We start from the raw sequence: 23,817 nt of genomic DNA on the forward strand, positions 1-23,817 counted from the left end.
TTAAACAAACTTATTATTTATTAAAAGTTAATTTATGAAAGTCGTTTATAAATCGCCAGTGAATTTGACATCTGTTAATCTTTTGTAAAGTTGAATATCCTTGTTGTAAACGCTTACTAAAAGTGATAATATAATTTATAGACCATTAATCATATAAGGTCTACTTCGTATAGTTAGAATTAAAATGATATTTAAAGAGTATATGATGAACTGTCATTATCGATGCATACTTTGCTACGAGTAAACATTGTCTATGATGAGACCCATCAGTACTTCAATTAAAATAACCAATGCTTTAGCTAGGGCATTGGTTATTTTTTATGCTATTTTCTGATTACACGCATCACTTTAAACATACTTTCTAATAAAGAGGTATGCTTGTGATAAACGAGGAATCGTGATTGCCATGTTGGTTTATATTTTTCTTTATAACGACGTAAACCTTGGAAACGATACAACCCGTTAAAATGTTCAAAAATACGTCCGGCGATACGCTCACCAGCAAATGAAAATGGTACTTGTCCTACATTCGATAGCGTGGCCATGCCTAAATTAAAGTATCGATAACCTTGTTCTTGCGACCACAACAACATGTGGAGATATAAACCATCCATCAATGGAACGTCAATATCTGTACGCCATCGAATCAAATCGACAGAAATCGTGTCTTCAAAGTGCGTCGGCATAACATTGCAAAAAGCAATAATCTCGCCTGCTTTATTTTTCATCACCGCTATATCTGCTTCATTTAAATAATCAGGATCAAATGCACCCACCGAAAAATGCATTTCCTTTCTACCATCTAACCAATCATCACTCACTGCTTTGAGCTGTTCCATCGTAGATTGCCCTACAGGTGACGTTAACATTTCAAATTGGTAGCCAAGTTCATTTAACTTATTCAACGTTGCACGTAAGCCGCGTTTCTTTTTACCAGCAATCGAAAATTCTGTGAGGTCAATGATCGCTTCTTCTCCTAATTTGAAAAACTGATTTCCGAAATTATGATAAAGCGACATATAACGCGTTGAAACTTGATAAAAAATAATATCTCTACCTAAATAATGCGCATAGTGATAAAAGTCTGTGAGCAACTGTTCAAAATAAGCTGCATTTCCTATCGGATCACCTAACACGATGTACGCATTATGTTTGTACTTATAAATGATAAACGCTTCTTCATCTCGATCGACATAAAAGTGTTTATCCCCACTATGCATAAGATGACTTAAATAACTTCCACCGTGTTGCTGAACGATAGATTTACAGATATTCAAATCCTCTTTACTTGGACGTAAACTATATTTGCGTTCAAAGCGCCAAACAATCAGTACAACAATTAACGTAACCACTAAAATGGTTAGCCAAAAGTAATACGGAATGATCGATGTATTTACTTCAAGTTGAGACTCGATTTGATAAAGATTAAAAGTCTCTACTGTCGTACTAATCAATAGCTGATTGAGGTATAGCATAATAAATCCGACAACTAGAGTGACAAGAAAATGCGCCCATCTAAAAGGCCTTTTCAGAACTTTACTCGTTTTATTAAACCATAACAATAATATGAACATCGCAGTTACCCATGTTAATGAAATATATGAAGTATACGATACTGCTGTTGAAACAAACAGTAATACGAGAGATATCATTGAGAAAAGAATCGCTCGTTTTGAAAGTTTGAACACACCCACGACGTTAATTAATAATAACAAGCCCCCAGCAGTATGAATCGCAAACATAATATAATAAACAACTGCATTTTTATCAGAAAGTCCTTCAAATAGGATATTCACATTATTTAAAAATGATACTAATGCTGTAAATGTAAGTAATAAACTCATTGCTAGCGCAGGAATTTTCACTAAAGCGTCCTTAGGAAATGACATGAGAAAAGCTGTTAAATCCTTTGCTGGCACAAGGAATTTAAGATCCGTCATATATTTCTTAGCAGCACGAGGGAACTTAAAGACAGATAAGATTAAAGCAATAAGCACTGGGAAGAAATAATACGCAAAACGATAGAGCAACAGTGCAAGTAATATTTTTTCTTCACTTAAATCGAGTGTCTTTAAACTCAGTAATAGCACCAAATCAAACGCACCCAAGCCTCCAGGAATAAAGCTGATTAAACCTGAAATGGCTGCGAGAATAAAGATCCCCATGAACGTTGGAAACGGCACGTCTAACCCCACGATGTTCAGTGCCAAGTATAACACTGAAGCAGCTGCAACCCATTCGAGCCCAGAGATGACCGTACAATATACCCCTACGAGTCGATGATTAGCAGTTACAGGCTTAACAATCGTAAATATCACGAAAATAGGTAAAAAGAGCGCAACGACATAAACTAGCCATTTTATCCAGGGATACGGCGTAAAAATGTGCGAAACATCAAAAACATGAAACACGACAAAAATAGATAACAAGCTTAACCCTGTAAGCATCGATAATAATACAAGTGAAATGACATGGATGAGCTGCTTTTTATCTTCTGCATAATCTTTATATACATAATAACGCGCTCCAGCTCCGATAAAGCCACCAAACCCGATGATCGCGTTAAATGCGTTGATGATATAGCTGACGTGAAATGTTTTGAGTAGTGGAATCTTCAGCTTTAAAGCCCGTGTTAATACCACATCATAGAGTGATAATAAGATGAGCGCACTCGCCCCACTCATAAATAGTGTAATGAGTGACATGCGATCAACTAAATCTCACAAGTGTTTCTTTAAAATTAATTGTTGATAATTCTTTATATAACGTATATGCCACGATAATGAATACCAGTAGGATAAACGTAAACTTTAATGTTGTAACAATCTTGTTTTTCGTTTCTTTATTCATCTATCTACTCTTTCGAAATGTTATTTAACTGCGCTACCTGTCGTCTATTGACATTAAAAATATATTAGGTAGCGCCAATGTTATTAATCCTATTGTACATAAATCACATAAAACAAGCTAGGAGAAATTTAATCTCCTAGCTTAATTTGAAGCAAAACTTATTCTGTAATTTTCTTATCTTCATCGTATATTTCATAAGGACCGGCATCATCACTATAGAACTTATTATAACGACGTCTAAATAATAAGTAAAAGTGAGATACGAGTACTTTTAATATCGCATAACCTGGAATACCTAAAATAACGCCGACAATACCTAATAAATTACCTGCACACAATAGAATAAAGATAATTGTGAGCGGATGGATTTTTAATGTTTTACCCATGATATTAGGTGAGATAAAGTGACCTTCGATGAACTGCACTGCTGTCCATACGAATATTAATTTTAATAACATGAATGGCGATGTAATTAACGCAATGATAATCGCTGGCGAGATAGCGATCGTCGGTCCGATGTATGGAACCACACTCGTCACAGCTGCGATACACGCTAATATAATACTGTAATCTAAACCGATGATGGTATAACCGATACATAGCAAGATACCAATACATAGAGAAACAATCATTTGACCTTGGATGTAAGAACCTACTTGTAAACTCATTTTAGCTAATAAATCGTGATAGTCTTTTCTGAATTTAGGTGGTAATAAACGTGTACTGAAATCTTTGAATTTATGACCATCTTTTAACATGAAGAATAGTACGAAAGGTGTTGTCGCAATGACGACCCCTATATTAACTAATGTTTCTGCGAAGTCTTTAATCTTAGACCCGAAGCCATCTGACATATTCGATACTGCAGATGGTATTTTCTGTGCTAATGATTCCAAATTATCTTGTATTTGGGTGTAGAAATTAGAGACCACTGAATAACGAGAAATCTTATCTATAAAATCATTAATCTTATCTATGTAACGTGGGAAATTGTTAGCTAAACTTCTAAATTGTTCAGAAATCACTGGTATGAGTAGTGTAACTGCTAGTGTGATTAATCCAACAATCATAACGAAAAGGATAATAATTCCCCACAGTCGTGGTATGTTATAGCGTTCCATCAAGTTAACGATTGGATTTAATAAGTAATAGAGAATCAATGAAACGATAATCGGTGCTGCTACGGTGTTAAACACGATGATAAACGGTTTAAAGACGTACGATACTTGATCAAAAATAAAAATGACGATACCAAGTAACGTGAGCACGATTAACCCAAATACAATATCTTTACCTCCTAAAAATTTCATGAATCGTGTTTCTGGTAAAGATATTTTATGCTTTTTGGGCTTTGCTTTTGAAGTTTCATGAGTCTGCTTATCTTCATTTGTCATTTTATTCACCCTACCTTATTGCTTACTTTAATAACAATGCTTTTAGCTTAACAACCTTATTGGTTCGAGGAAGTTATAACAATGAAACTTCGTCTTCATATTTAGTTGTTATAAAAATATCTTCAAATATATAAACCTTGATCATAAAGAATAAATACTATTGTATATAATAACACAAACAGTTTAAATCAGATATCGAATTTTAGTGACATTCGTATTTCAATTCATGTGGTGCATCTAAAAAATGATAAATGTGTAAAGTTAAATGTACCACTTCCGCTCTATAGATTGAAATGTTTAAGGCTTGTTGAAGCATCAATGTCACTTTAGAAGCAATGTCATAACAGATGGGATAATGTGATTTAATCGTTGTTTCAAACGCCTGTGAGGTATGAATCATTTCACCTTGATTTAAACGACGAATTAAAAACTGAATATGACGAATAAAGCGTTGATAATGGAGGGATTCGGTTTTAATCGTGATATTTAAGCTTTTTTCAATTATCACGCGACTTTGCTGGATCAGACGATTGATTTGCTTCATCTCATAAATCGTAAAAGATTCTAAATTAGAAGCAATATGCAGTGCGATAAAACCAATTTCATCTTCAGGGAATGTCACATCTAATTTGCGATTCAACTGCTCAATGACTTTTTCAGCAATATGATAAGCTTCATGATAGAGTTGTTTCGTTTCAACGATAAACGGATTCGTGATCAATTGTTCGCGTTTTAAACGCTGATAAGCAAAGGTAATATGATCTGTCAGCGCCACGACTAAATTAGGATTATGAATTTTAAATGTGGCATTCGCTATAATGTCAACAGCTTCGATAATGGCTTGAATAACAGTATCATCTGTCTGCGCGACTAAGGCCTTATAGTGATCTTGTTGCGCTTTTTGTTCTAACACATACGTTTTTTCAATCAGCTCGCCATCATTAAAGGGGGTCCCAGGTTTCTTATTAAAACCTATCCCTTTTCCTATCAGCACCAGTTCTCGATCATTTTGAGTACAAATGATGACGTTGTTATTTAAAATTTTGGTAATCTTATATTGCTTCAAATTGCTTCACCTCTATACTTCACAATCATCCCACTTGTTTAAGCCCATAAGCTATTCCCCATTTGCCAACCCTGTCATTATTTTGGCGATACACATTCCTGAACACATACAGTGATCGTTCATTTCAGCACTTCTTTCACACATCCGTGAAAAGTGTTGAATCCCCATTGAACCGATCTTACACATATCCCATCCTGTGAGAGCAATTTATTATACCCATTTCTATTTCAAAATGCTACTCTGTATTAACAATTTTTATAAAATAAAAGAGACATCAAACAACCTACCAAGTTGTTCAATGTCTCACCATCGTTTACTTAATCCTAGACGAAGCTGACTTATTTATTCTTTTTCATGCCCCAACATTCAATGCCGAATAAGTTAATTTCTAAGTTTTCAGGTCTAAAGACAGGTTTCTTACCTTCTTTACGTTGCCGTTGATAGTCCTTCATAACTGCAAATGCAACATTGGATAGACCGATGATCGATATGATGTTGACGATGGCCATTAATCCCATGAAGACGTCAGCAGTGCTCCAAACTGTTTCTGTCTTAACAACAGCGCCAGCGAAGACAAGGAACACGACGACACATCTGAAAATGAAGAGCACGACTTTATTATTGTATAAATACTCAATGTTAGATTGACCATAATAATAGTTACCAACAAGAGATGAGAATGCGAATAATGTAATCGCAATGGTTAAGAAGATACCACCTGCATTACCAAGGTGTTCATTTAACGCAGATTGTGTCACGGCTACACCTTGTGGTGCATCTTCACCAAATTTAAGTCCAGAGTATAATAAAATCATAATTGCAGTTGATGTACAAACGAGCATTGTATCAAAGAATACACCAAGAGATTGAATTAAACCTTGTTTAATTGGGTGAGCAACTGCTGCAGTTGCTGCTGCGTTTGGTGCAGAACCCATACCGGCTTCGTTTGAGAACAATCCACGTTTAATACCTTGTAAAATCGCAGCACCGACAGCACCACCAGTGACTTGTTCAAGTCCAAATGCACTTTTAACAATGGTACCTAACATTGGGATAATTTGATCGTAATTAATTACAAGAACTACGAGTACTACACCAATGTAAATCAATGCCATGACAGGTACAATATATGATGATAATTTAGCGATGCTACGCACACCACCAAAAATGATAATAGCAGTTAATGCTGCTAATATGATTCCAGTTACAGAAGGGCTGATATTATATTGTGTTTTCAATGACTCAGCGATCGTATTAGATTGTACAGTGTTAAATACAAATGCGAAAGTCACTGTAATCAATATCGCAAACACAATACCTAACCATTTTTGGTTTAACCCTTTTGTTATGTAATAAGCGGGACCTCCTCGGAAGCCACCTTCTTTATCAGGTACTTTATAAACCTGAGCTAACGTTGACTCAATAAAAGCACTTGCTGCACCGATCAGTGCGATAAGCCACATCCAAAATACTGCACCCGGACCCCCGAGTACAATCGCTGTAGCTACACCTGCGATATTACCCGTTCCTACACGTGAACCTGCACTAATCGCAAAGGCTTGGAATGGTGAAATACCTTTTTTTCCATCTTCTAACGTTTCTGGCTTTTCAAAGACGGCGCGAATCATTTCTGGCAGCCATCTCAGCTGAACAAATTTAGAACTTATCGTGAAAAATATCCCGGCTGTAAGTAATAGTCCAATTAAATACTGCGACCAGATTAAATCGTTACCGACTTCGATGAACGACTTGAACCAATCTGGAATTAAACTATCAAAGTTATTCAATTTAACCCCTCACATCTCTATTAAATTAATATCATATAAATAGCAAGAGATTTATAGCCGCTATATAGGTATACATACAAAAATCTAAGCTGTGTTTATACTCTATAGCTATGTTAAATATAGGCTATAAACCCCTTGTTTATTTTCTACATGTTGCGCATATCCTTTATTCTATCACTATATGATGTGATTGACTATAAAAATATGAATGCGCTTATTTTTTGATGAATAACGCTTTCACTTCGCCCACTTCTTTAACATCTACAACAAAACTACCATTCGTGTATTGTTCTGATAAGTGGATATCAGTGACGTTACCCGTTTCGATTGTTTTTTCAGTGATGAGTTCATAAGTCTTATCATCTTGTCGAATCACAGCTGCTGAAACAATACGGTGTGGATTTTTCTTCAATTCTTTTAACAATGTGAGTCCACGTTGTGCACGTTTCGCAACTTGTAATACTTTAAAGCTGATGCGTTTTAATGCGCCTCGTTGTGTCGCCATTAAAATTGTTTCATTGGGTTCGATTGTTGACGTGAGTACAACGAAATCTTCATCTTTCAGATTAATCGATTTGACACCGGCAGCACGTAAACCAGTATCGGATAATTCATCTGTACTATAAGTGAGTGACATGCCTTTATTTGTCAGTACGGTGATGTTTGTATCTCTATTAATACGACTCACATTAATCACTTCGTCGTTATCCTTCACTTTCATAGCAATCAATGGTTTATTATACCGGCTTGTTTTAAATAGTGAAACATTACTTTTCTTAATCATGCCTTGTTTTGTTGCTAAAATATAATACGCTGTATCTTCAAACGCCTGTTCTTGATAAAGATCTATAATCGCCTCATCGTCATCAATGGCGACGAGTTGAGAAATATGCTGACCGAGGTCTTTCCATTTTACATCCGCTAACTGATCAACAGGTAAATACAAGTATCTACCTTTGTTAGTAAAGGCGAGAGCGACATCTAAGGTGTTCATCATTTGATATTTCATGAGCGCATCATCATCTTTTGCGCCAATCTCGTCGATGCCACTCGCTTTAAAGCTGCGGAGTGATGTGCGTTTAATGTAGCCATGACGTGTAATGCTTACCACGACATCTTCGCTTGGTACAGTGACCGTTTTATCAATTTTCAATTCAGCGATTTCAGCTTCGATTTTAGATAAACGCGGTGTTTTGAATTGTCCTTTAATTTCTTTCAATTCGTCTTTAATGACACCGAGTAAAGCTTCATGATCGTCTAAAATATGTCTCAATTGTGCGATCGTTTCTTTTAATGAATCATGTTCTTCTTCTAGTTGTACTATATCTGTGTTCGTTAAACGATAGAGTTGTAATGTCACGATTGCTTCCGCTTGTGCATCGGTGAAATCATATTTTGCTACTAAACTTTCTTTCGCATCTTTTTTATTTTTAGAATTACGAATGAGCGCAATCACTTCATCTAAGATAGAGAGTGCCTTCATTAATCCTTCTACAATGTGCATGCGACTTTCAGCTTGATTTAAGTCATAGTTTGTTCGATTTGTGACAACTTCGATTTGATGGTTTAAATAGCTATCGATAATCTCTTTAATACCCATTTGTTTAGGACGACCGTCACTGATTGCCACCATGTTGAAGTTATACGTCACTTGTAAATCGGTATTTTTATATAAATAGTTTAAAATCGCTTCGCTATTCACATCTTTTTTAAGTTCAATCGCCACACGTAAACCTGTACGGTCGGTTTCGTCACGCACTTCTACAATGCCGTCTACCTTTTTATCTGCACGGAGTTCATCAATTTTTTTCACTAAATTACTTTTATTTACTTCATAAGGAATTTCAGTGACAATGATTTGGCTGCGTCCATTTCTCAACGTCTCCGTATCAACTTTAGAGCGGATGACGATCTTACCTTTACCTGATTCGTAAGCTTTTTTAATACCATCGATGCCTTGAATGATACCGCCAGTCGGAAAATCAGGCCCTTTAATATATTTCATCAATTGACTCACAGTAATGTCAGGTTGATCAATATAATGTAATGTCGCATTAATGACTTCGCCTAAATTGTGTGTTGGAATATCTGTGGCATAACCTGATGAAATCCCTGTACTACCATTGATTAATAAATTAGGTAGACGTGCAGGTAACACCATTGGTTCCATTGTAGTATCATCGTAGTTTGGCATAAATGGAACGGTTTCTTTGTTAATATCACGCAATAATTCTTGAGAAATTTTACTTAATTTAGCCTCTGTATAACGCATCGCTGCAGGCGGGTCATTATCAATACTACCGTTATTCCCATGCATTTCGATTAAGACATGACGCAACTTCCAGTCTTGACTTAAACGGACCATCGCATCATAAACCGAAGTATCACCATGGGGATGGTATTGACCGATGACATCACCGACTGTTTTGGCACTTTTACGGAAGTTTTTTTCGTAGGTGTTACCACTTGAATACATGGCGTAAAGAATACGTCGTTGTACGGGTTTTAAACCATCTCGAACATCCGGTAATGCACGTTCTTGAATAATGTATTTACTGTATCTTCCAAAGCGGTCACCAATGACATCTTCTAAAGATAACTCTTGAATCGTCTCAGCCATTATTCATCCTCCTCCACTGCTTCATTATGTTCGATAATTTGTATTTCATCATTATCTAATATGCTTTGATCTTCTTGTAAGCCGAATTCTACGTGGTTTTCAATCCATTCACGACGTGGTGCGACTTTATCACCCATTAATGTTGTGACGCGTTTAGAAGAGCGGACTTCATCCTCTACTTGTACACGAATCAGTGTACGAGTTTCAGGATTCATCGTTGTTTCCCATAACTGATCAGGGTTCATTTCACCTAAACCTTTATAACGTTGAAGCGAGAAGCCTTTACCTAACTGACGTTGTAATTGTTCTAGCTCTTCATCGGTCCATGCATATTCGACTGTACGGCTTTTACCTTTACCTTTTTCTAATTTATACAGTGGCGGCAAGGCGATAAACACTCTACCCGCTTGAACAAGTGGTTTCATGTATTTAAAGAAGAATGTAAGTAATAATACTTGAATATGTGCGCCATCCGTATCGGCATCGGTCATAATTATGACGCGGTTGTAATTGCTGTCTTCCAATTTAAATTCATTACCCACACCAGCGCCAATCGTATGAATGATAGTATTAATTTCTTCATTTTTGAAAATGTCATCCAGACGTGCTTTTTCAGTATTAATGACTTTACCTCTCAATGGTAGGATAGCTTGATATTTACGATCTCTACCTAATTTTGCAGAACCCCCAGCAGAGTCCCCTTCGACGAGATAAAGTTCTTTTTTCTCAGTATTTTTACTTTGTGCAGGTGTGAGTTTCCCAGATAACAATGTATCTTTGCGTTTATTTTTCTTACCTGAACGTGCATCTTCACGTGCTTTACGTGCTGCTTCACGTGCTTGTTGTGCCTTGATTGCTTTTTTGACTAGAGATTTAGATAGATTTCCTTTTTCTTCAAGGTAGTATGGTAATTTCTCTGCAACGACGGCTTCTACAGCACCTCTTGCTTCTGGTGTACCTAATTTAGATTTCGTTTGACCCTCAAATTGTAATAATTGCTCAGGAATACGTACAGAAATAATGGCTGTTAATCCTTCGCGGATATCGTTACCTTCTAAGTTTTTATCTTTATCTTTGAGCTCATTGATGCGACGTGCATAATCATTAAATCCACGTGTCATAGCTGTTTTAAAGCCGACTTCATGGGTACCCCCATCTTTGGTACGCACATTATTGACGAAACTTAAAATACTTTCAGAGTATTGGTCGTTGTATTGGAAAGCAACTTCAACTTCTATCTCGTTCGCCTCTCCTTCAAAACGAGCCACATCATGTAAAACTTCTTTACCTTCATTCACATAACCTACGAACGCTTTAATCCCATCTTCGTAATGATATGTTTCTTCACGCTCTTTACCTGGACGTAAATCTTTCAATTCAATTTTTAAATTACTGAGTAAAAAGGCAGATTCTTGTAAGCGTTCACTCAATGTTTCAAAGCTAAAGGAGGTAGTGGATTTGAAAATTTCAGGGTCTGGTTTAAATGTAACTTTAGTCCCTGTTTTTCTTGTGTTCCCTTTTTGTTCTAAACCTGTGACCGGTACACCACCATGTTCAAAGCTTTGGGTATATATTTTGCCATCTCTATAAATTTCAACTTCTAACCATTCACTCAAACCATTAACAACAGATGCCCCAACACCGTGAAGTCCGCCGGCAGTTTTGTAACCACCTTGGCCAAATTTACCTCCAGCATGGAGCACAGTGAATATCACTTCTACTGTTGGTTTACCAGAAGGATGAATACCTGTTGGCATACCACGTCCGTTATCTTCGATTGATATACTCTCATCTTTGTTAATTGTAACTTTAATTTCGTTACCATAGCCGTTTAATACTTCATCGACGGAGTTATCAACGACTTCATATACTAAGTGGTGTAAACCGCGTTTATCAGTTGAACCGATATACATGCCGGGTCTTTTTCGAACTGCTTCTAACCCTTCTAGCACCTGTATGGAGTCATCTGAATAATTATTTTGCTTATTCGTTGCCAAACGATTCGACCTCCTACAAACATACGTTCGTTTTTAAAACTATACAATAGTCATTTTTATATAAATCACTTCAAAATGCAAGCGCCAACCCACTATTTTAAGTTGAATTGACAAGAAGTGAAAATTTTATTCGTCTATATAACGCATTATGTGATAAAATATGTATAATGTCATTAAAGGAAGTGTAATAAATTATGATGATCGTAATCATGTTATTGCTAAGTTACCTCATCGGTGCTTTTCCAAGTGGCTTTGTTATAGGAAAGTTATTTTTTAAAAAAGATATTAGACAATATGGAAGCGGCAATACAGGAGCTACCAATGCCTTTCGCGTATTAGGAAAACCTGCAGGATTTCTCGTTACATTCTTGGATATCTTCAAAGGTTTTATTGTAGTCTTCTTACCAAGCATCTTGCCAGTCCATGCAACAGGAGCTATCAGTCAATTATTCACTAACGGACTCATCGTTGGTGTTTTTGCAATTTTAGGACACGTATTCCCAGTCTTCCTACGCTTCAAAGGCGGTAAAGCGGTTGCTACGAGTGCAGGTGTCGTACTTGGTATAAATCCAGTCTTATTACTTGTATTATTGATTATTTTCTTCGGTGTATTGTACTTTACTAAGTACGTGTCACTATCTAGTATCATCGCAGCAATCAGTTGTATGATCAGTGCCTTAATTATATCAGACTATGTACTATTTGTTGTCAGTCTAGCTGTTGGTATTGTATTAATTGCAAGACATAGAACGAATGTTGTCCGCATTTTTAAAGGTGAAGAACCAAAAATAAAATGGATGTAGCAAAGTTAAACTTAGTAATGAACGAAACAGTGTAGTCATTCAAACAAATCAAATTTGAACTGGAACATGGGATACGCTCATGTTCCAGTTTTTTTATTTTTGAGAATTAGAACGTAATAAGTGTGCGGTGCTTGGTATGAAGTGTGAATGTGTTATACTAATGCCATCATTTAAGCATGAATTTTTCACATCAGGTTCATATTCTTGGTAATAAAGAAAGGGTGTAATCAATGAAAATAGATATATCTTCAGAAGCAGTCAATTGGTTTAAAGAGGAGTTAGATTTACCGCAAGATCAGAAAGTACTCGTATTCTACGTTCGTTATGGCGGAGAATTTCAATTAAAACAAGGCTTCAGTCCTGCTTTTAGCGTAGAAGATAAACAAGATATTGAAATCGGCTATGAAAATGAGATTGAAGGTCTAACAGTCGTTGTAGCAGAAAAAGATTTATGGTACTTTGAAGACGATGCATTATACATCGATATTGATGATGGCAAAGATGAAATCGCATATTCAACAAAATAAAAAATAAAGGTTGAGACATAATGATACGTAGCTGTGCACGATGTAAATTATTGCGCAGTGTTAGTATATCAAAATGAATATCTCAACCTTTTTTATTTAGAATAATGTATGACCATGTGTCACTTCAGCCGTTTCCCCTTCTTTATTCATTTGATCGACCTTTTTGTATGCTTGATGCCACTCTGGAAAAGCTTTATCTAATCGAATCGGTTTGAAATTAGATTTACGGATACAAGCTAATGTCGTATAACCTGTGGTCGCTAGTTCTCCAGCTTCATTGTATACTTCATAACAATAACGTGAACGTAACGGAGAATAATAATCCACCCATGTTTTAACTTTCACACGTTCAGGATAAGTCACGGATTTAATATATTTAATATTCATTTCAGTAACGGGTGAAATAAATCCTTGATCTTCCATACCATTATAGTTAAAACCAAGCTTACTAATATAATCTATGCGCGCAACCTCAAACCACGTTGCGTAATTTCCGTGATAAATCACACCCATTTGATCTGTTTCTTGATAGCGTGAATCGATTTCAGTCATACTATAAATCATGCTAAGCCTCTTTTCCTCGTTCTTAATAAAATGTTTGAATAGCTTAATTTTAACACAAAAAAGAAAGCAGTAATAAGAAACCAAATTTTGATTTTCTTACTACTGCTTAAATGATTCAATATTTTTCCTTTTTAACTTGCAAGTTTATTACGCAATACCAGTTGTAAAATACCGCCATTACGGTAGTAATCTAATTCTACATTTGAGTCAAAACGAGCGATGGCTTTAAAACGGATTTCAGTACCATCTTGTTTTGTCGCTGTAACATCTATTAAATCATGCGGTTTAACTTGTTCATTAAGATCTACCGCAAAGGTTTCTGTGCCATCTAAACCTAAGTCCTCCGCTGAATCTCCGTCCTGGAATTGTAACGGAAGTACACCCATCATGACTAAATTCGAGCGGTGAATACGTTCATAACTCTTCGCAATCACCGTTTTCACACCTAATAGATTCGTCCCTTTTGCGGCCCAGTCACGAGATGAACCCATGCCATAGTCATCGCCAGCTAAGATGACTAAACCTGTATTCGTTTCTCTATATTTCATCGCAGCATCATAAATTGCCATCACTTCGTTAGTTGGCCAGTACGTTGTAAAGCCACCCTCAGTGCCTGGGGCCAATTGGTTTTTAATACGGATATTCGCAAATGTTCCTCGCACCATGACTTCATGATTACCTCGACGAGAACCATATGAGTTAAATTCCCGAATTGGCACATCGTGATCTAATAAATAACGTCCTGCAGGTGTATCTTTACCGATTGCGCCTGCTGGTGAAATATGGTCGGTCGTCACTGAGTCACCAAATTTACCTAAGACACGTAAATCTTGAAGTGGTTTAATCACATCAGGGTCCTTAGATAATCCTTGGAAAAATGATGGATTTTGAATGTACGTAGACTGTGGATCAAACTCGTATAGTGGTTTATCCGTGACATCAATTTCATTCCACATCTCATTATTGTTGTAGACATTTTGATATTCGTCGTGGAATAATTCTGGCGTTACAACGGTATCTACAGTATCTGCGACTTCTTTTATGGATGGCCAGATATCTTTAAGATAAACATCCTCACCATCTTTACCTTTACCAAGTGGTTCGTGTTGTAAATCGATATCGACTGTACCTGCTAACGCATATGCAACAACAAGTTGAGGCGATGCGAGATAGTTCGCTTTTACTAATGGATGAATACGACCTTCAAAGTTTCTATTACCTGATAACACTGAAGTTACAAGTAAGTCTTCTTTAGCGATAGCCGTTTCTATTTCTTCTTTAAGTGGTCCTGAGTTACCGATACATGTTGTACAACCATAACCGACAAGATTAAAGCCTAATTCATCTAAGTAAGGTTGAAGTCCAGAATCTCTTAAGTAACCTGTAACTACTTTAGAACCTGGCGCAAGCGACGTCTTCACATAAGGTGGAACTTTCAATCCTTTTTCTACAGCATTTCTCGCGACGAGACCAGCACCTAACATGACATATGGGTTCGACGTATTTGTACAAGAGGTAATCGCTGCGATAGCGATATCACCTGTTTTCATCGTCGTAGAAGTACCATCTTTAAATGCAATCGTAGCTTGTTTATCAAATTCACTTTCATCAAAGCCATGTCCTTGGTTACCTGCAGGTGCCGTCACGGATTTCTCAAATTCTTTTTTCATATCACTTAAGAAAATGAGGTCTTGCGGACGTTTAGGTCCTGATAATGAAGCTTCGACAGTTGATAAGTCAATTTCAATCACATCTGTGTAAGCTGGATCAGGTTTATCAACATCAAAGAACATATGATTTTCCTGTAGATACGCTTTCACTAATGCCACGTGATCTTCTGAACGTCCAGTCAATTTCAAATATTTCAATGACTCCTCATCTATAGGGAAGAAGCCACATGTTGCCCCGTATTCTGGTGCCATATTTGCAATCGTCGCACGATCGGCTAGCGGTAGATGTTCTACCCCTGGTCCAAAGAATTCAACAAATTTTCCTACAACACCTTTTTTACGAAGTGCTTGTGTCACGCGCAACGCTAAGTCCGTCGCCGTAGAACCTTGTGGCAACGCATTTGTCAAACGCACACCAATCACTTCTGGAATCGGGAAATAAGAAGGTTGACCTAACATGCCTGCTTCGGCTTCGATACCACCTACACCCCATCCTAATACACCAATACCGTTGATCATTGTCGTATGAGAATCAGTACCGACTAATGTGTCTGGAAAAGCGACCTCATCGCCCTCAAATTCTCTCACGTGTACGACATTAGCTAAGTACTCCAGGTTAACTTGGTGCACAATACCTGTTGCTGGTGGTACTGCATTATAGTTATCAAATGCTTTTGTAGCCCAATTAAGAAATTGATAACGTTCATAGTTACGCTCAAACTCTAATTTCATGTTTAATTCAAGTGCATCAGGATTAGCATAACTATCTACCTGTACAGAATGGTCGATAACTAAATCTACAGGTACTTCTGGATTAATTTTATTTAAATCTCCCCCCACGTCGTTCATCGCTTTTCTCAAAGAAGCTAAATCAACGACTGCTGGAACACCGGTGAAATCTTGTAAAATAACACGTGAAGGTTTAAAAGGCACTTCTCCTTCAACGCCTTCAGTGAATTTAGCAAGTGTTTCAATGTGTTCATCAGTTATGACGAACCCGTCTTCTTGTCTTAACACAGATTCTAATAATACTCTTATTGAATATGGCAATTTAGAAATATCAGTTAAGCCCTCTCGTTCTAAAGAAGTTAAATCATAATACGTGTATGACTTTCCATTTACATCAAACGTTTTTTTCGCTTGCTCTTTTAAGTTAGATGCCATATTTGTATCCCCCTAAATGTTTAATTGTACGATTATGCCCTTGATTAAATTGTATAATTATATTTCCCTTTGCACAACTGCATTTAAGGCGGAAAAACGCCATTTGACTTTTGATTTTTAAATCGGTATGTATAAGTTAAAGTTATGGTAGATATATCTATTTATAAGCATTTGTTATATAATGATAATCATTATCAATCACTATAGGTAGAATTAAAAATGAATCTGTTAGATAAACGATTTGTGCGAAAGGTTCCTATAAGAACCATAAAAAAACGCCCATCGAAACTAAATTCGATGAGCGTTGCCACAACTTTAAGATGAAGTTATGATATTTAGATTTATTGTTCAGCTTTTTCGCTGTTTCTTCTTGCTTCACGTTTTTCCATAATGTCATCTTCGTAGTCTTTTTGTTGATATTCAACGTATTCTTGTAAACGGTGTTTATTTGGAGTTAACGTTAAGCCTAAGAATTTACGTTCTCTGTTCGCATCTTTGTAGAACGAAATCATCATCATTATAACGATAATGGAGAACGGTAAGGCACTGATAATCGCGGCACTTTGAATAGCGTTAAGTGCTTCTGAACCGTCGCCGCCACCAGCTAGTAGTAATACGAATGCGATAAGTGATTGAGCAACACCCCAGATCACTTTGATATAGTTATTAGGTTCAAGTGAACCGTAAGATGTTTGCATACCTAATACGAATGTAGCTGAGTCGGCTGATGTGATGAAGAATGAAGAAATTAATACGATCGCTACGATGGATAAGAGCATACCCAATGGTAGATGGTTGAATACACCGAATAATTGCGTTTCTTCACTCATTTCGAATACTTCAGGATGTGATTTACCAGTTTCGATACCTAGTACACCAAATACACTGAACCAAACGATACTTACTAACGCTGGAACTAATAGGACACCTGATACGAATTCACGAATTGAGCGACCTTTAGATACACGAGCGATGAAGATACCAACGAATGGACTCCAGCTCAACCACCAGCCCCAGTAGTAGAATGTCCAGTCAGTCATCCATTCATGTTTATCTGGGTTTAATACTGCTGTATCAAATGCATTGAATAAGAATGTATTTAATAAGCTACCAGTTGCACTTGTCATTAAGTTTAAGATAAGAACGGTTGGACCAATGATTAAGATCGCAAACATTAAGATTGTACCTAAACCAATGTTTAAGTTACTTAAGTATTGGATACCTTTACTTAAACCTGACCAAGCACTCATAAGGAATAATACTGTAACAACGATAATAATGATGGATTGTACCCAAACATTATTTGGAATTCCGAATAAGTAATTTAAACCACCGTTGATTTGTAAAGCACCCATACCTAGAGATACGGCTACACCAACGAATGTTGCGAATACTGCAAGAACGTCGATGATTGTACCAATTGGGCCTTCAACTTTATCTCCTAAGATTGGACGTAAAGTTCTTGAAATCAAACCAACTTCGCCTTTTCTAAATTGTGCATAAGCGAGTGCTAAGGCAACTACACCGTAGATTGCCCATGCGTGGAAGCCCCAGTGGAAGAATGAAGCACGTAATGCTTCTGTGTAGGCTTCTGCAGATCCTGGTTCAGCATTAGGTGGTTCGATGAAATCGCCCATTGGTTCTGCTGCCCCATAGAACACGAGTCCGATACCCATACCAGCACTAAATAGCATTGCAAACCAAGAAATTGTGTTGAATTCTGGTTTGTCGTTCGGTTTACCTAATTTCAATTTACCGATCGGGCTGAAAATCAAGAAAATACAGAAGAACACCATTACAGTAGTGAGGATAAGATAATACCATCCTAATTTATCTGTAATCCAGAGTTTGATATTATTGGTAATTTCACCAAACTGTTCTGGCCAAATCGCACCGATAACCACAACAATTGCTGCGACTATGATACTATAGATAAATACGGGGGATAATTTCTTACCTCTTTCCTGTTGTCCAGAAGAATTCATAATTAATTACTCCCTTTCCTATTTAATTATACCGGTACTAATATACCCAATTAGAAACAATATAATTACATTATGTATCTAATAGCTATACTTAACGATAACAAAAGTTGGGAAACTAATCAAATTAGCATTTTTATTTCATTTACTGCGACAGAAATCTACCGTATAATAATTGATATATTTTTTATAATTATAGAAAAAGGAGGTGAGATACATGTGGCAAGAATTCAAAGATTTTGCACTCAAAGGGAACGTGTTAGATTTAGCTGTAGCGGTTGTCATGGGGGCAGCCTTTAATAAAATCGTATCATCACTCGTTACATATATTATCATGCCATTAATTGGCTTAATATTTGGTACGACAGACTTTGCAAATAATTGGAGCTTTATGGGAATTGAATACGGTAAATTTATTCAAGCTGTAATTGACTTTATCATCATCGCATTCGCACTCTTTATCTTTGTTAAAATAGCAAATACTGTCATGAAGAAAGAAGACGAAGAAGAAGTCGAAGAAAATACAGTTTTACTTACTGAAATCCGTGATTTGCTTAAAGAAAAAAATTCATAATCCATCTTTTTAAAGGAAGATCAACCCCTATTATGAAGATATATAATACTCCAAAGAATAGAAAATGAGAGCTATTAAAACACGTGAAATACACTGTTTTAATAACTCTCTCTTTTTGTGCAAAAACCGTGATAATATTTTAAGAATCATGTTTTGTAAATCTAAATGATTGATGAGTTATGAGGTTATTATTTCTGTAAAGCGCAGATCTCTTAATTTCTCTTTTAGGGCAACTTAAATTAATTAAAGTTAATAAATATACATGAAAGATATTTTCTATAAGTATTCTGAGACTTTATAAGAAAAGCTAATATAGGCTCTTTAAGTAAAGGAAAAAATATTTAATCTTTTTCTCTAAATACTAAAATCACCGTTACTGTTTCAAAAATTGGATAGACAATCATTCATCAGAAATCTTGAGTTCCATATGGTATTTTCAAAATTAAGTCTCCTACTTATCATTTGTAACAACTCATTAATGCTGTTCAAATCGTGTATGACTTTGATACTGATCAGTAGTTACTTCTAAAATTAAATTGATACGTTGTTTTAATTCACTTACATGTGAAATAACCCCAACCATACGTCCAGCTGATTTTAATCCTACAAGTGTATCGATCGCTGTTTCTAATGTCTCTTGATCTAACGTACCAAATCCTTCATCTATGAACATAGACTCAAGTGTCACACCACCAGATTCTTGTTGTACGATTTCACTTAGTCCGAGTGCTAAAGCAAGTGATGCTTGAAATGTTTCCCCGCCAGACAACGATGTAATATGTCTAGATTTATTCGTATAACCATCAAACACTTCAATTTCCAATCCACTATAACCTCTTGAAACTTGTTTTCTGCGTTGTAATTGATATCGTTGTCCCGTCATAATAGCAAGACGTTGATTCGCTTGATTCAATATCCGTTCAAGATAGTAAATGAGTACGAAATTTTCTAATGTTAATTTCTGACTGTTATTACCGCCAAGTATTTCTGCAAGTTGGAATACTTCTCGTTGAGATTTTAAATCGTCATTCAACGCATCGATGATTTGGCGCATATCTTTAATCTTACGTGCGCTTTCTTTTGCTCTATAGTCGTGTTCTGTTAAAGCTTCACGATATTGTTCTAATTGTTGTTCTGCTTCCGTAAATTGATGTTCCAACGTTTCAATATCTTCTATCGTTTGTCCTTCTAATTCTTTGGATAACTGTTCCTTTTGTAATTCCAACTGTTGTTTATTTTTGTTAAATTCATTAATTTCGGCTTCTACAGTATCTTTATCATCGAGCTTCGTGATGATTTCTTCAACCTGTGTTTTAGTTTCAAAACCGGCACGCGCCATCTCTTTATCAATATTAGCTTTCCCTTCAGCGATATGCTGTTCAACTTCTTTTAAATGTGTCGTTAAAAATTCGACCTGTGACGTATGATTATTAATTTGTTGCGTGTGTTGTTGCTGTTCATTTTCTAAATGTTTGAGTCGCTGATGATATACATTGATTTGTTGCTCATACTGTTCAAATAATTGCTTGAACGTTTTAACGTCATCGCATTGCGTCGTCTTCTTAAAATCATTTAATTTCGTTATACTGTGGTCAATTTCATTTTTTTGCTGTGCAATATCATATTTCAATTGATACATCGATTTATCGATGTTTTGTTTTTGTTCGAGTTGTTGTTGTATTAAACGATTAAATTCAGTTAATTCTTTTTTCTGTTGTTTTTTATTAGAAAGTTGTTGTTCTAACTCGGTTGTATCATAATTAGTTTCTAATGCTACATCTGCTTGTTTGATTTTTACCTCGAGTGAATTGAGCTCACTTGTCGCTTTAATGTGTATCTCTCTGTTTTTTTGGAGCGAACGTTCTAATCCATCTAATTCTTTTTTGCGTTGCTGTATGTTTTCAAAATTGATATGACCTTCTAAATGTTGAATTTCATTCCCGCATATTGGACAAGTATCTCCTTCATGTAACGCTGACTGTAACGTCGTGACAAGATTCTTTTTATTCGTTAAATCTAATTGAGATGTGTCAAACTGGTTGATTTGTTGCTGCAACTGATTCACTTGTTGCGCTATTTTGTCAATATCATTTTTCTGTTGGTCTCTATCTTCTATATCTTTTTTTAATTGTTGTTGCTGTTCCTGATGTTGCTTCATCGTTTTAATTTGATCATTTAGTTCGTAGATTTTTTCAGTGTATTGCTCAACTTTTTCATATTCAGGTTGTCGATGATCAATTTTTTGAGCTAAGGCCATCGCTTGTTCCTCGAGAGACTGATATTTACGTTCTGCCTTATCTTTATTCTCTATTAAGGAACCTATCGTATTAAAAACAGATTCATATTCTGAAAGTTTATTATAGAAGAGCGTTGTCCGCTTGATAAACACTTCTTTGTCTTCTATTTCATCTTCGAGTTGCTTCGTATCATCGTATTGTTGCTTAAGCGCGTCAAGTTTTTTCTGTAATGTTTTAAGCTTATTCTGACGCATATGAATATCATCATCTATTTCTTGACGACGCTTTTCGTTATTTTCTTGAGTATCAAATAATTGAGCTAATGGTTTAACCTCTAATATTTCATTCAGTAACTGTTTGAGTTCATCTATCTTAGGTTGTTGCTCAATGAGTTGTTGATACGTTTCATTTACTACTTCAAGTTTTTGCTGCTTAGTTTTCAAGTCTCGTTGATGGTCCAAATGGTTTCTATATTGTGTAACTTTTTGTTGTTGATCATTCTTTTGCTGAGTTAAAGTTTGTGAGATTTGTTCCGCTTTTGTTTCGAATTCTCCTAAAAATGCACTGATTTTATCTGTTTGATCAACCTCTACCTCTTTATATTTTTGCAAAGTCTCGTCTTCAAAATCAGCGATTTCACTAAGCAAGTGTTTCAAACGATCATAATGTTTTTCTACTTCGTTTCTCATTTGTTTAATATCTTCACTCAATTGTTGTTGAATAGCTTCAAATCGTTCACTATTAAATAAGGTTCTTAATATTTTTTGTTTATCACTGCTACTAGAAAGTAAAAAACGCTTAAACTCGCCTTGCGGTAAAATAAACAACTGTCGAAACTGTTCAGCATTAACGCCTAATAATGCTCTAACAAAATCATCTCCATCTTTAATTTTTGATTCTCTTAACTCGTATTTGTCATCTTCCCATTCATAAACTGCCAATTTACCTGGGGTCTGCGTCTTATTACCTTCTTTGATAAAGGCACCCTGTCTCATGACTTTAAAATACTTATCCCCTAATTTAAATTCAAAGGAAACTTGCATCGGTGATTTACCTTCAGCAAAATGACTCCGTAAATCACCTTCTGCTCTGTCTTTCGTTGACGCTTCACCATATAGAGCATACGTCATCGCATCGAAAATCATTGTTTTACCTGAACCGGTCTTCCCGCTAATTAAAAACAGTTGATCTTGGTTCACTTGTTCAAAGTCAATGTGCTCCTCTATAAATGGTCCAAAATTATACATTTTTAATAAGACAGGTTTCATTTCAAATCACTATCCTTTGCTTCTGGATCGATAATATGAACTAACTTTTCAACTTGTCGTTCAGTTAATTGTTGTTCAGTAATGTACTCATAAAACGTACGGATAATGTCGATATCCGACATATGATGAATTTCAGACATTTCATCCGTATCCGTTTTAGCAAATTGATGCGTTGTATTCATTAAAGATAATGTGTTCGGATAGATTTGTTTTAAGTGCAACATCGGATCCATCACATGAGACATATTTTGGAGTTTAAATTGAAAGTAGTTATCTTTATTCCCGACTTCGACACGTTCTTGTATAACATCATCATAATCCGCTTCAATGACTTCTAGCTGTCTTCGTGGTTTTAAAGGTTTAAAAGTACTTTGATGACCTTCGTTCTTATCTACCGTCACACAACGATATCCTTTGGGCTGATTTGCTTCTGAGAAAGAATATTGAAGTAATGAGCCACTATAGTGAATAAATTCAGAGTTAATACTAAAAGGGTGATGTAAATGTCCAAGCATGACGAGATCAAACATATCAAATGTCTGTTGGGTCACAGACTCGACCGTTCCTATCGATAAGGGTCTTTCTGATTCTGAACGTGTGCCGCCTTGCACGGTTAGATGACTGATTAAAACATTCGTTTTCGAAGGATCCAACACTGTTTTCATTTCAGCCAAGCACCGTTCTAACCCCGCTTGATATGTTTCTATTCCATTATCATCAAAATAAGCTTGTAGTTCAGAGACATTTGCAAAAGGCAGCGTATAAAAACAAGTATCATTAATACAAATGGGATCAATCATTTGATTCAATTGAGTACGAATATATAAGTCAGCATGTTCAAACCATTGGGCCCCATATTCTAACCGCTCTCTACCATCATGATTTCCATTGATCATGATCATCGGGATGCCCATTTTCAAATTGATCCGTTGGGTCGTGAATTCTAATAACTGAATTGCTTCTTTGCTAGGATAACTCGTATCGTACAAGTCACCTGCAACAACGACGACATCGGGTTGTTCCGCTTCAACTGCCTCCACGAATGCATCTAAGATATAAGATTGATCTTCTAAGAATGATTTACCGTTTAAAATTTTACCTAAGTGCCAATCTGCAGTATGTATCACTTTCATCAGCTTATCCTCCAAATAGAACGTTTGTTCCCTTTTATTCTATGCGTTTTCCTTTTCAAAATCAACAAAAAAAGAACAGAACAGAAACCTATCTAAAGATTTCAATATTCTGTTCTTTCCATCAATTTTTTTAAATCATTGATGAAAACATGTTTACCATCTAGTATCCCTATTTGATACA

13 protein-coding genes and 1 pseudogene are annotated in these 23,817 nt (G+C 36.0%); 3 read left to right on the forward strand and 11 right to left on the reverse strand.

Annotated elements, in window-relative coordinates:
• Window positions 1-323 precede the first annotated feature (323 nt).
• The 6 genes and pseudogenes from mprF to parE all read right to left on the reverse strand — a co-directional run bounded on the left by mprF (window position 324) and on the right by parE (window position 11,714).
• Window positions 324-2,850: pseudogene (gene mprF / locus ACSBRB_RS02225) on the reverse strand (bifunctional lysylphosphatidylglycerol flippase/synthetase MprF).
• 158 nt (window positions 2,851-3,008) lie between these two features.
• Window positions 3,009-4,244, reverse strand: a complete 1,236-nt coding sequence (locus tag ACSBRB_RS02230) for an AI-2E family transporter (protein WP_435031421.1) — start codon at window positions 4,242-4,244, stop codon at window positions 3,009-3,011.
• Between the two features lie 202 nt (window positions 4,245-4,446).
• A complete protein-coding gene (gene glcT / locus ACSBRB_RS02235) occupies window positions 4,447-5,310 on the reverse strand; it encodes a glucose PTS transporter transcription antiterminator GlcT (protein WP_435031422.1) in 864 nt (287 codons plus the stop codon).
• Window positions 5,311-5,648: 338 nt separating this feature from the next.
• Window positions 5,649-7,097 (reverse strand): glutamine transporter AlsT, encoded by a 1,449-nt coding sequence (alsT, locus tag ACSBRB_RS02240; RefSeq protein ID WP_107392978.1) that lies wholly within the window; start codon window positions 7,095-7,097, stop codon window positions 5,649-5,651.
• Between the two features lie 214 nt (window positions 7,098-7,311).
• Window positions 7,312-9,717 (reverse strand): DNA topoisomerase IV subunit A, encoded by a 2,406-nt coding sequence (gene parC / locus ACSBRB_RS02245; RefSeq protein WP_435031423.1) that lies wholly within the window; start codon window positions 9,715-9,717, stop codon window positions 7,312-7,314.
• Window positions 9,717-11,714, reverse strand: a complete 1,998-nt coding sequence (gene parE, locus ACSBRB_RS02250; protein WP_435031424.1) for a DNA topoisomerase IV subunit B — start codon at window positions 11,712-11,714, stop codon at window positions 9,717-9,719. The genes parC and parE overlap by 1 nt, the downstream gene beginning before the upstream one ends.
• Window positions 11,715-11,908: 194 nt before the next feature.
• Here parE and plsY point away from each other — a divergent pair, with 194 nt between their 5' ends.
• Window positions 11,909-12,517: a glycerol-3-phosphate 1-O-acyltransferase PlsY gene (gene plsY / locus ACSBRB_RS02255; RefSeq protein WP_435031425.1), complete on the forward strand. Its 609-nt coding sequence runs from the start codon at window positions 11,909-11,911 to the stop codon at window positions 12,515-12,517.
• 230 nt (window positions 12,518-12,747) lie between these two features.
• Window positions 12,748-13,044, forward strand: coding sequence for a HesB/YadR/YfhF family protein (locus ACSBRB_RS02260; protein WP_435031426.1), 297 nt, complete (start codon window positions 12,748-12,750; stop codon window positions 13,042-13,044).
• Between the two features lie 96 nt (window positions 13,045-13,140).
• Here the strand turns inward: ACSBRB_RS02260 and menI are convergent, their stop codons facing one another.
• The 3 genes from menI to ACSBRB_RS02275 form a co-directional block, all read right to left on the reverse strand.
• Window positions 13,141-13,608 (reverse strand): 1,4-dihydroxy-2-naphthoyl-CoA hydrolase MenI, encoded by a 468-nt coding sequence (menI, locus tag ACSBRB_RS02265; RefSeq protein ID WP_435031427.1) that lies wholly within the window; start codon window positions 13,606-13,608, stop codon window positions 13,141-13,143.
• Between the two features lie 131 nt (window positions 13,609-13,739).
• Window positions 13,740-16,442, reverse strand: coding sequence for an aconitate hydratase AcnA (acnA, locus tag ACSBRB_RS02270; protein WP_435031428.1), 2,703 nt, complete (start codon window positions 16,440-16,442; stop codon window positions 13,740-13,742).
• A 341-nt stretch (window positions 16,443-16,783) separates the two neighbouring features.
• Window positions 16,784-18,427, reverse strand: a complete 1,644-nt coding sequence (locus ACSBRB_RS02275) for a BCCT family transporter (protein WP_435031429.1) — start codon at window positions 18,425-18,427, stop codon at window positions 16,784-16,786.
• Between the two features lie 214 nt (window positions 18,428-18,641).
• On the opposite strand from ACSBRB_RS02275, the gene mscL reads away from it, so the two are divergent.
• Entirely contained in the window at window positions 18,642-18,998 is a 357-nt protein-coding gene (mscL, locus tag ACSBRB_RS02280) for a large conductance mechanosensitive channel protein MscL (protein ID WP_435031430.1), read from the forward strand.
• 475 nt (window positions 18,999-19,473) lie between these two features.
• Here the strand turns inward: mscL and sbcC are convergent, their stop codons facing one another.
• On the reverse strand, window positions 19,474-22,503 hold the full coding sequence (gene sbcC / locus ACSBRB_RS02285; protein WP_435031431.1) for an exonuclease subunit SbcC: 3,030 nt from the start codon (window positions 22,501-22,503) through the stop codon (window positions 19,474-19,476).
• Window positions 22,500-23,636: an exonuclease subunit SbcD gene (gene sbcD, locus ACSBRB_RS02290; protein ID WP_435031432.1), complete on the reverse strand. Its 1,137-nt coding sequence runs from the start codon at window positions 23,634-23,636 to the stop codon at window positions 22,500-22,502. Before sbcD ends, sbcC begins: the two co-directional genes overlap by 4 nt.
• Window positions 23,637-23,817 lie beyond the last annotated feature (181 nt).

The sequence above is a fragment of the Staphylococcus auricularis genome (assembly GCF_051172115.1).
Lineage (GTDB): Bacteria > Bacillota > Bacilli > Staphylococcales > Staphylococcaceae > Staphylococcus > Staphylococcus auricularis_A.

Bases quoted from the DNA above. Each gene is read 5' to 3' on its own strand.
- ACSBRB_RS02260 (WP_435031426.1), top strand. From the start codon at position 12,748: ATGAAAATAGATATATCTTCAGAAGCAGTCAATTGGTTTAAAGAGGAG.
- mscL (WP_435031430.1), top strand. From the start codon at position 18,642: ATGTGGCAAGAATTCAAAGATTTTGCACTCAAAGGGAACGTGTTAGAT.
- menI (WP_435031427.1), bottom strand. From the start codon at position 13,608: ATGATTTATAGTATGACTGAAATCGATTCACGCTATCAAGAAACAGAT.
- sbcC (WP_435031431.1), bottom strand. From the start codon at position 22,503: ATGAAACCTGTCTTATTAAAAATGTATAATTTTGGACCATTTATAGAG.
- sbcD (WP_435031432.1), bottom strand. From the start codon at position 23,636: ATGAAAGTGATACATACTGCAGATTGGCACTTAGGTAAAATTTTAAAC.
- parC (WP_435031423.1), bottom strand. From the start codon at position 9,717: ATGGCTGAGACGATTCAAGAGTTATCTTTAGAAGATGTCATTGGTGAC.
- ACSBRB_RS02275 (WP_435031429.1), bottom strand. From the start codon at position 18,427: ATGAATTCTTCTGGACAACAGGAAAGAGGTAAGAAATTATCCCCCGTA.
- plsY (WP_435031425.1), top strand. From the start codon at position 11,909: ATGATGATCGTAATCATGTTATTGCTAAGTTACCTCATCGGTGCTTTT.
- acnA (WP_435031428.1), bottom strand. From the start codon at position 16,442: ATGGCATCTAACTTAAAAGAGCAAGCGAAAAAAACGTTTGATGTAAAT.
- ACSBRB_RS02230 (WP_435031421.1), bottom strand. From the start codon at position 4,244: ATGACAAATGAAGATAAGCAGACTCATGAAACTTCAAAAGCAAAGCCC.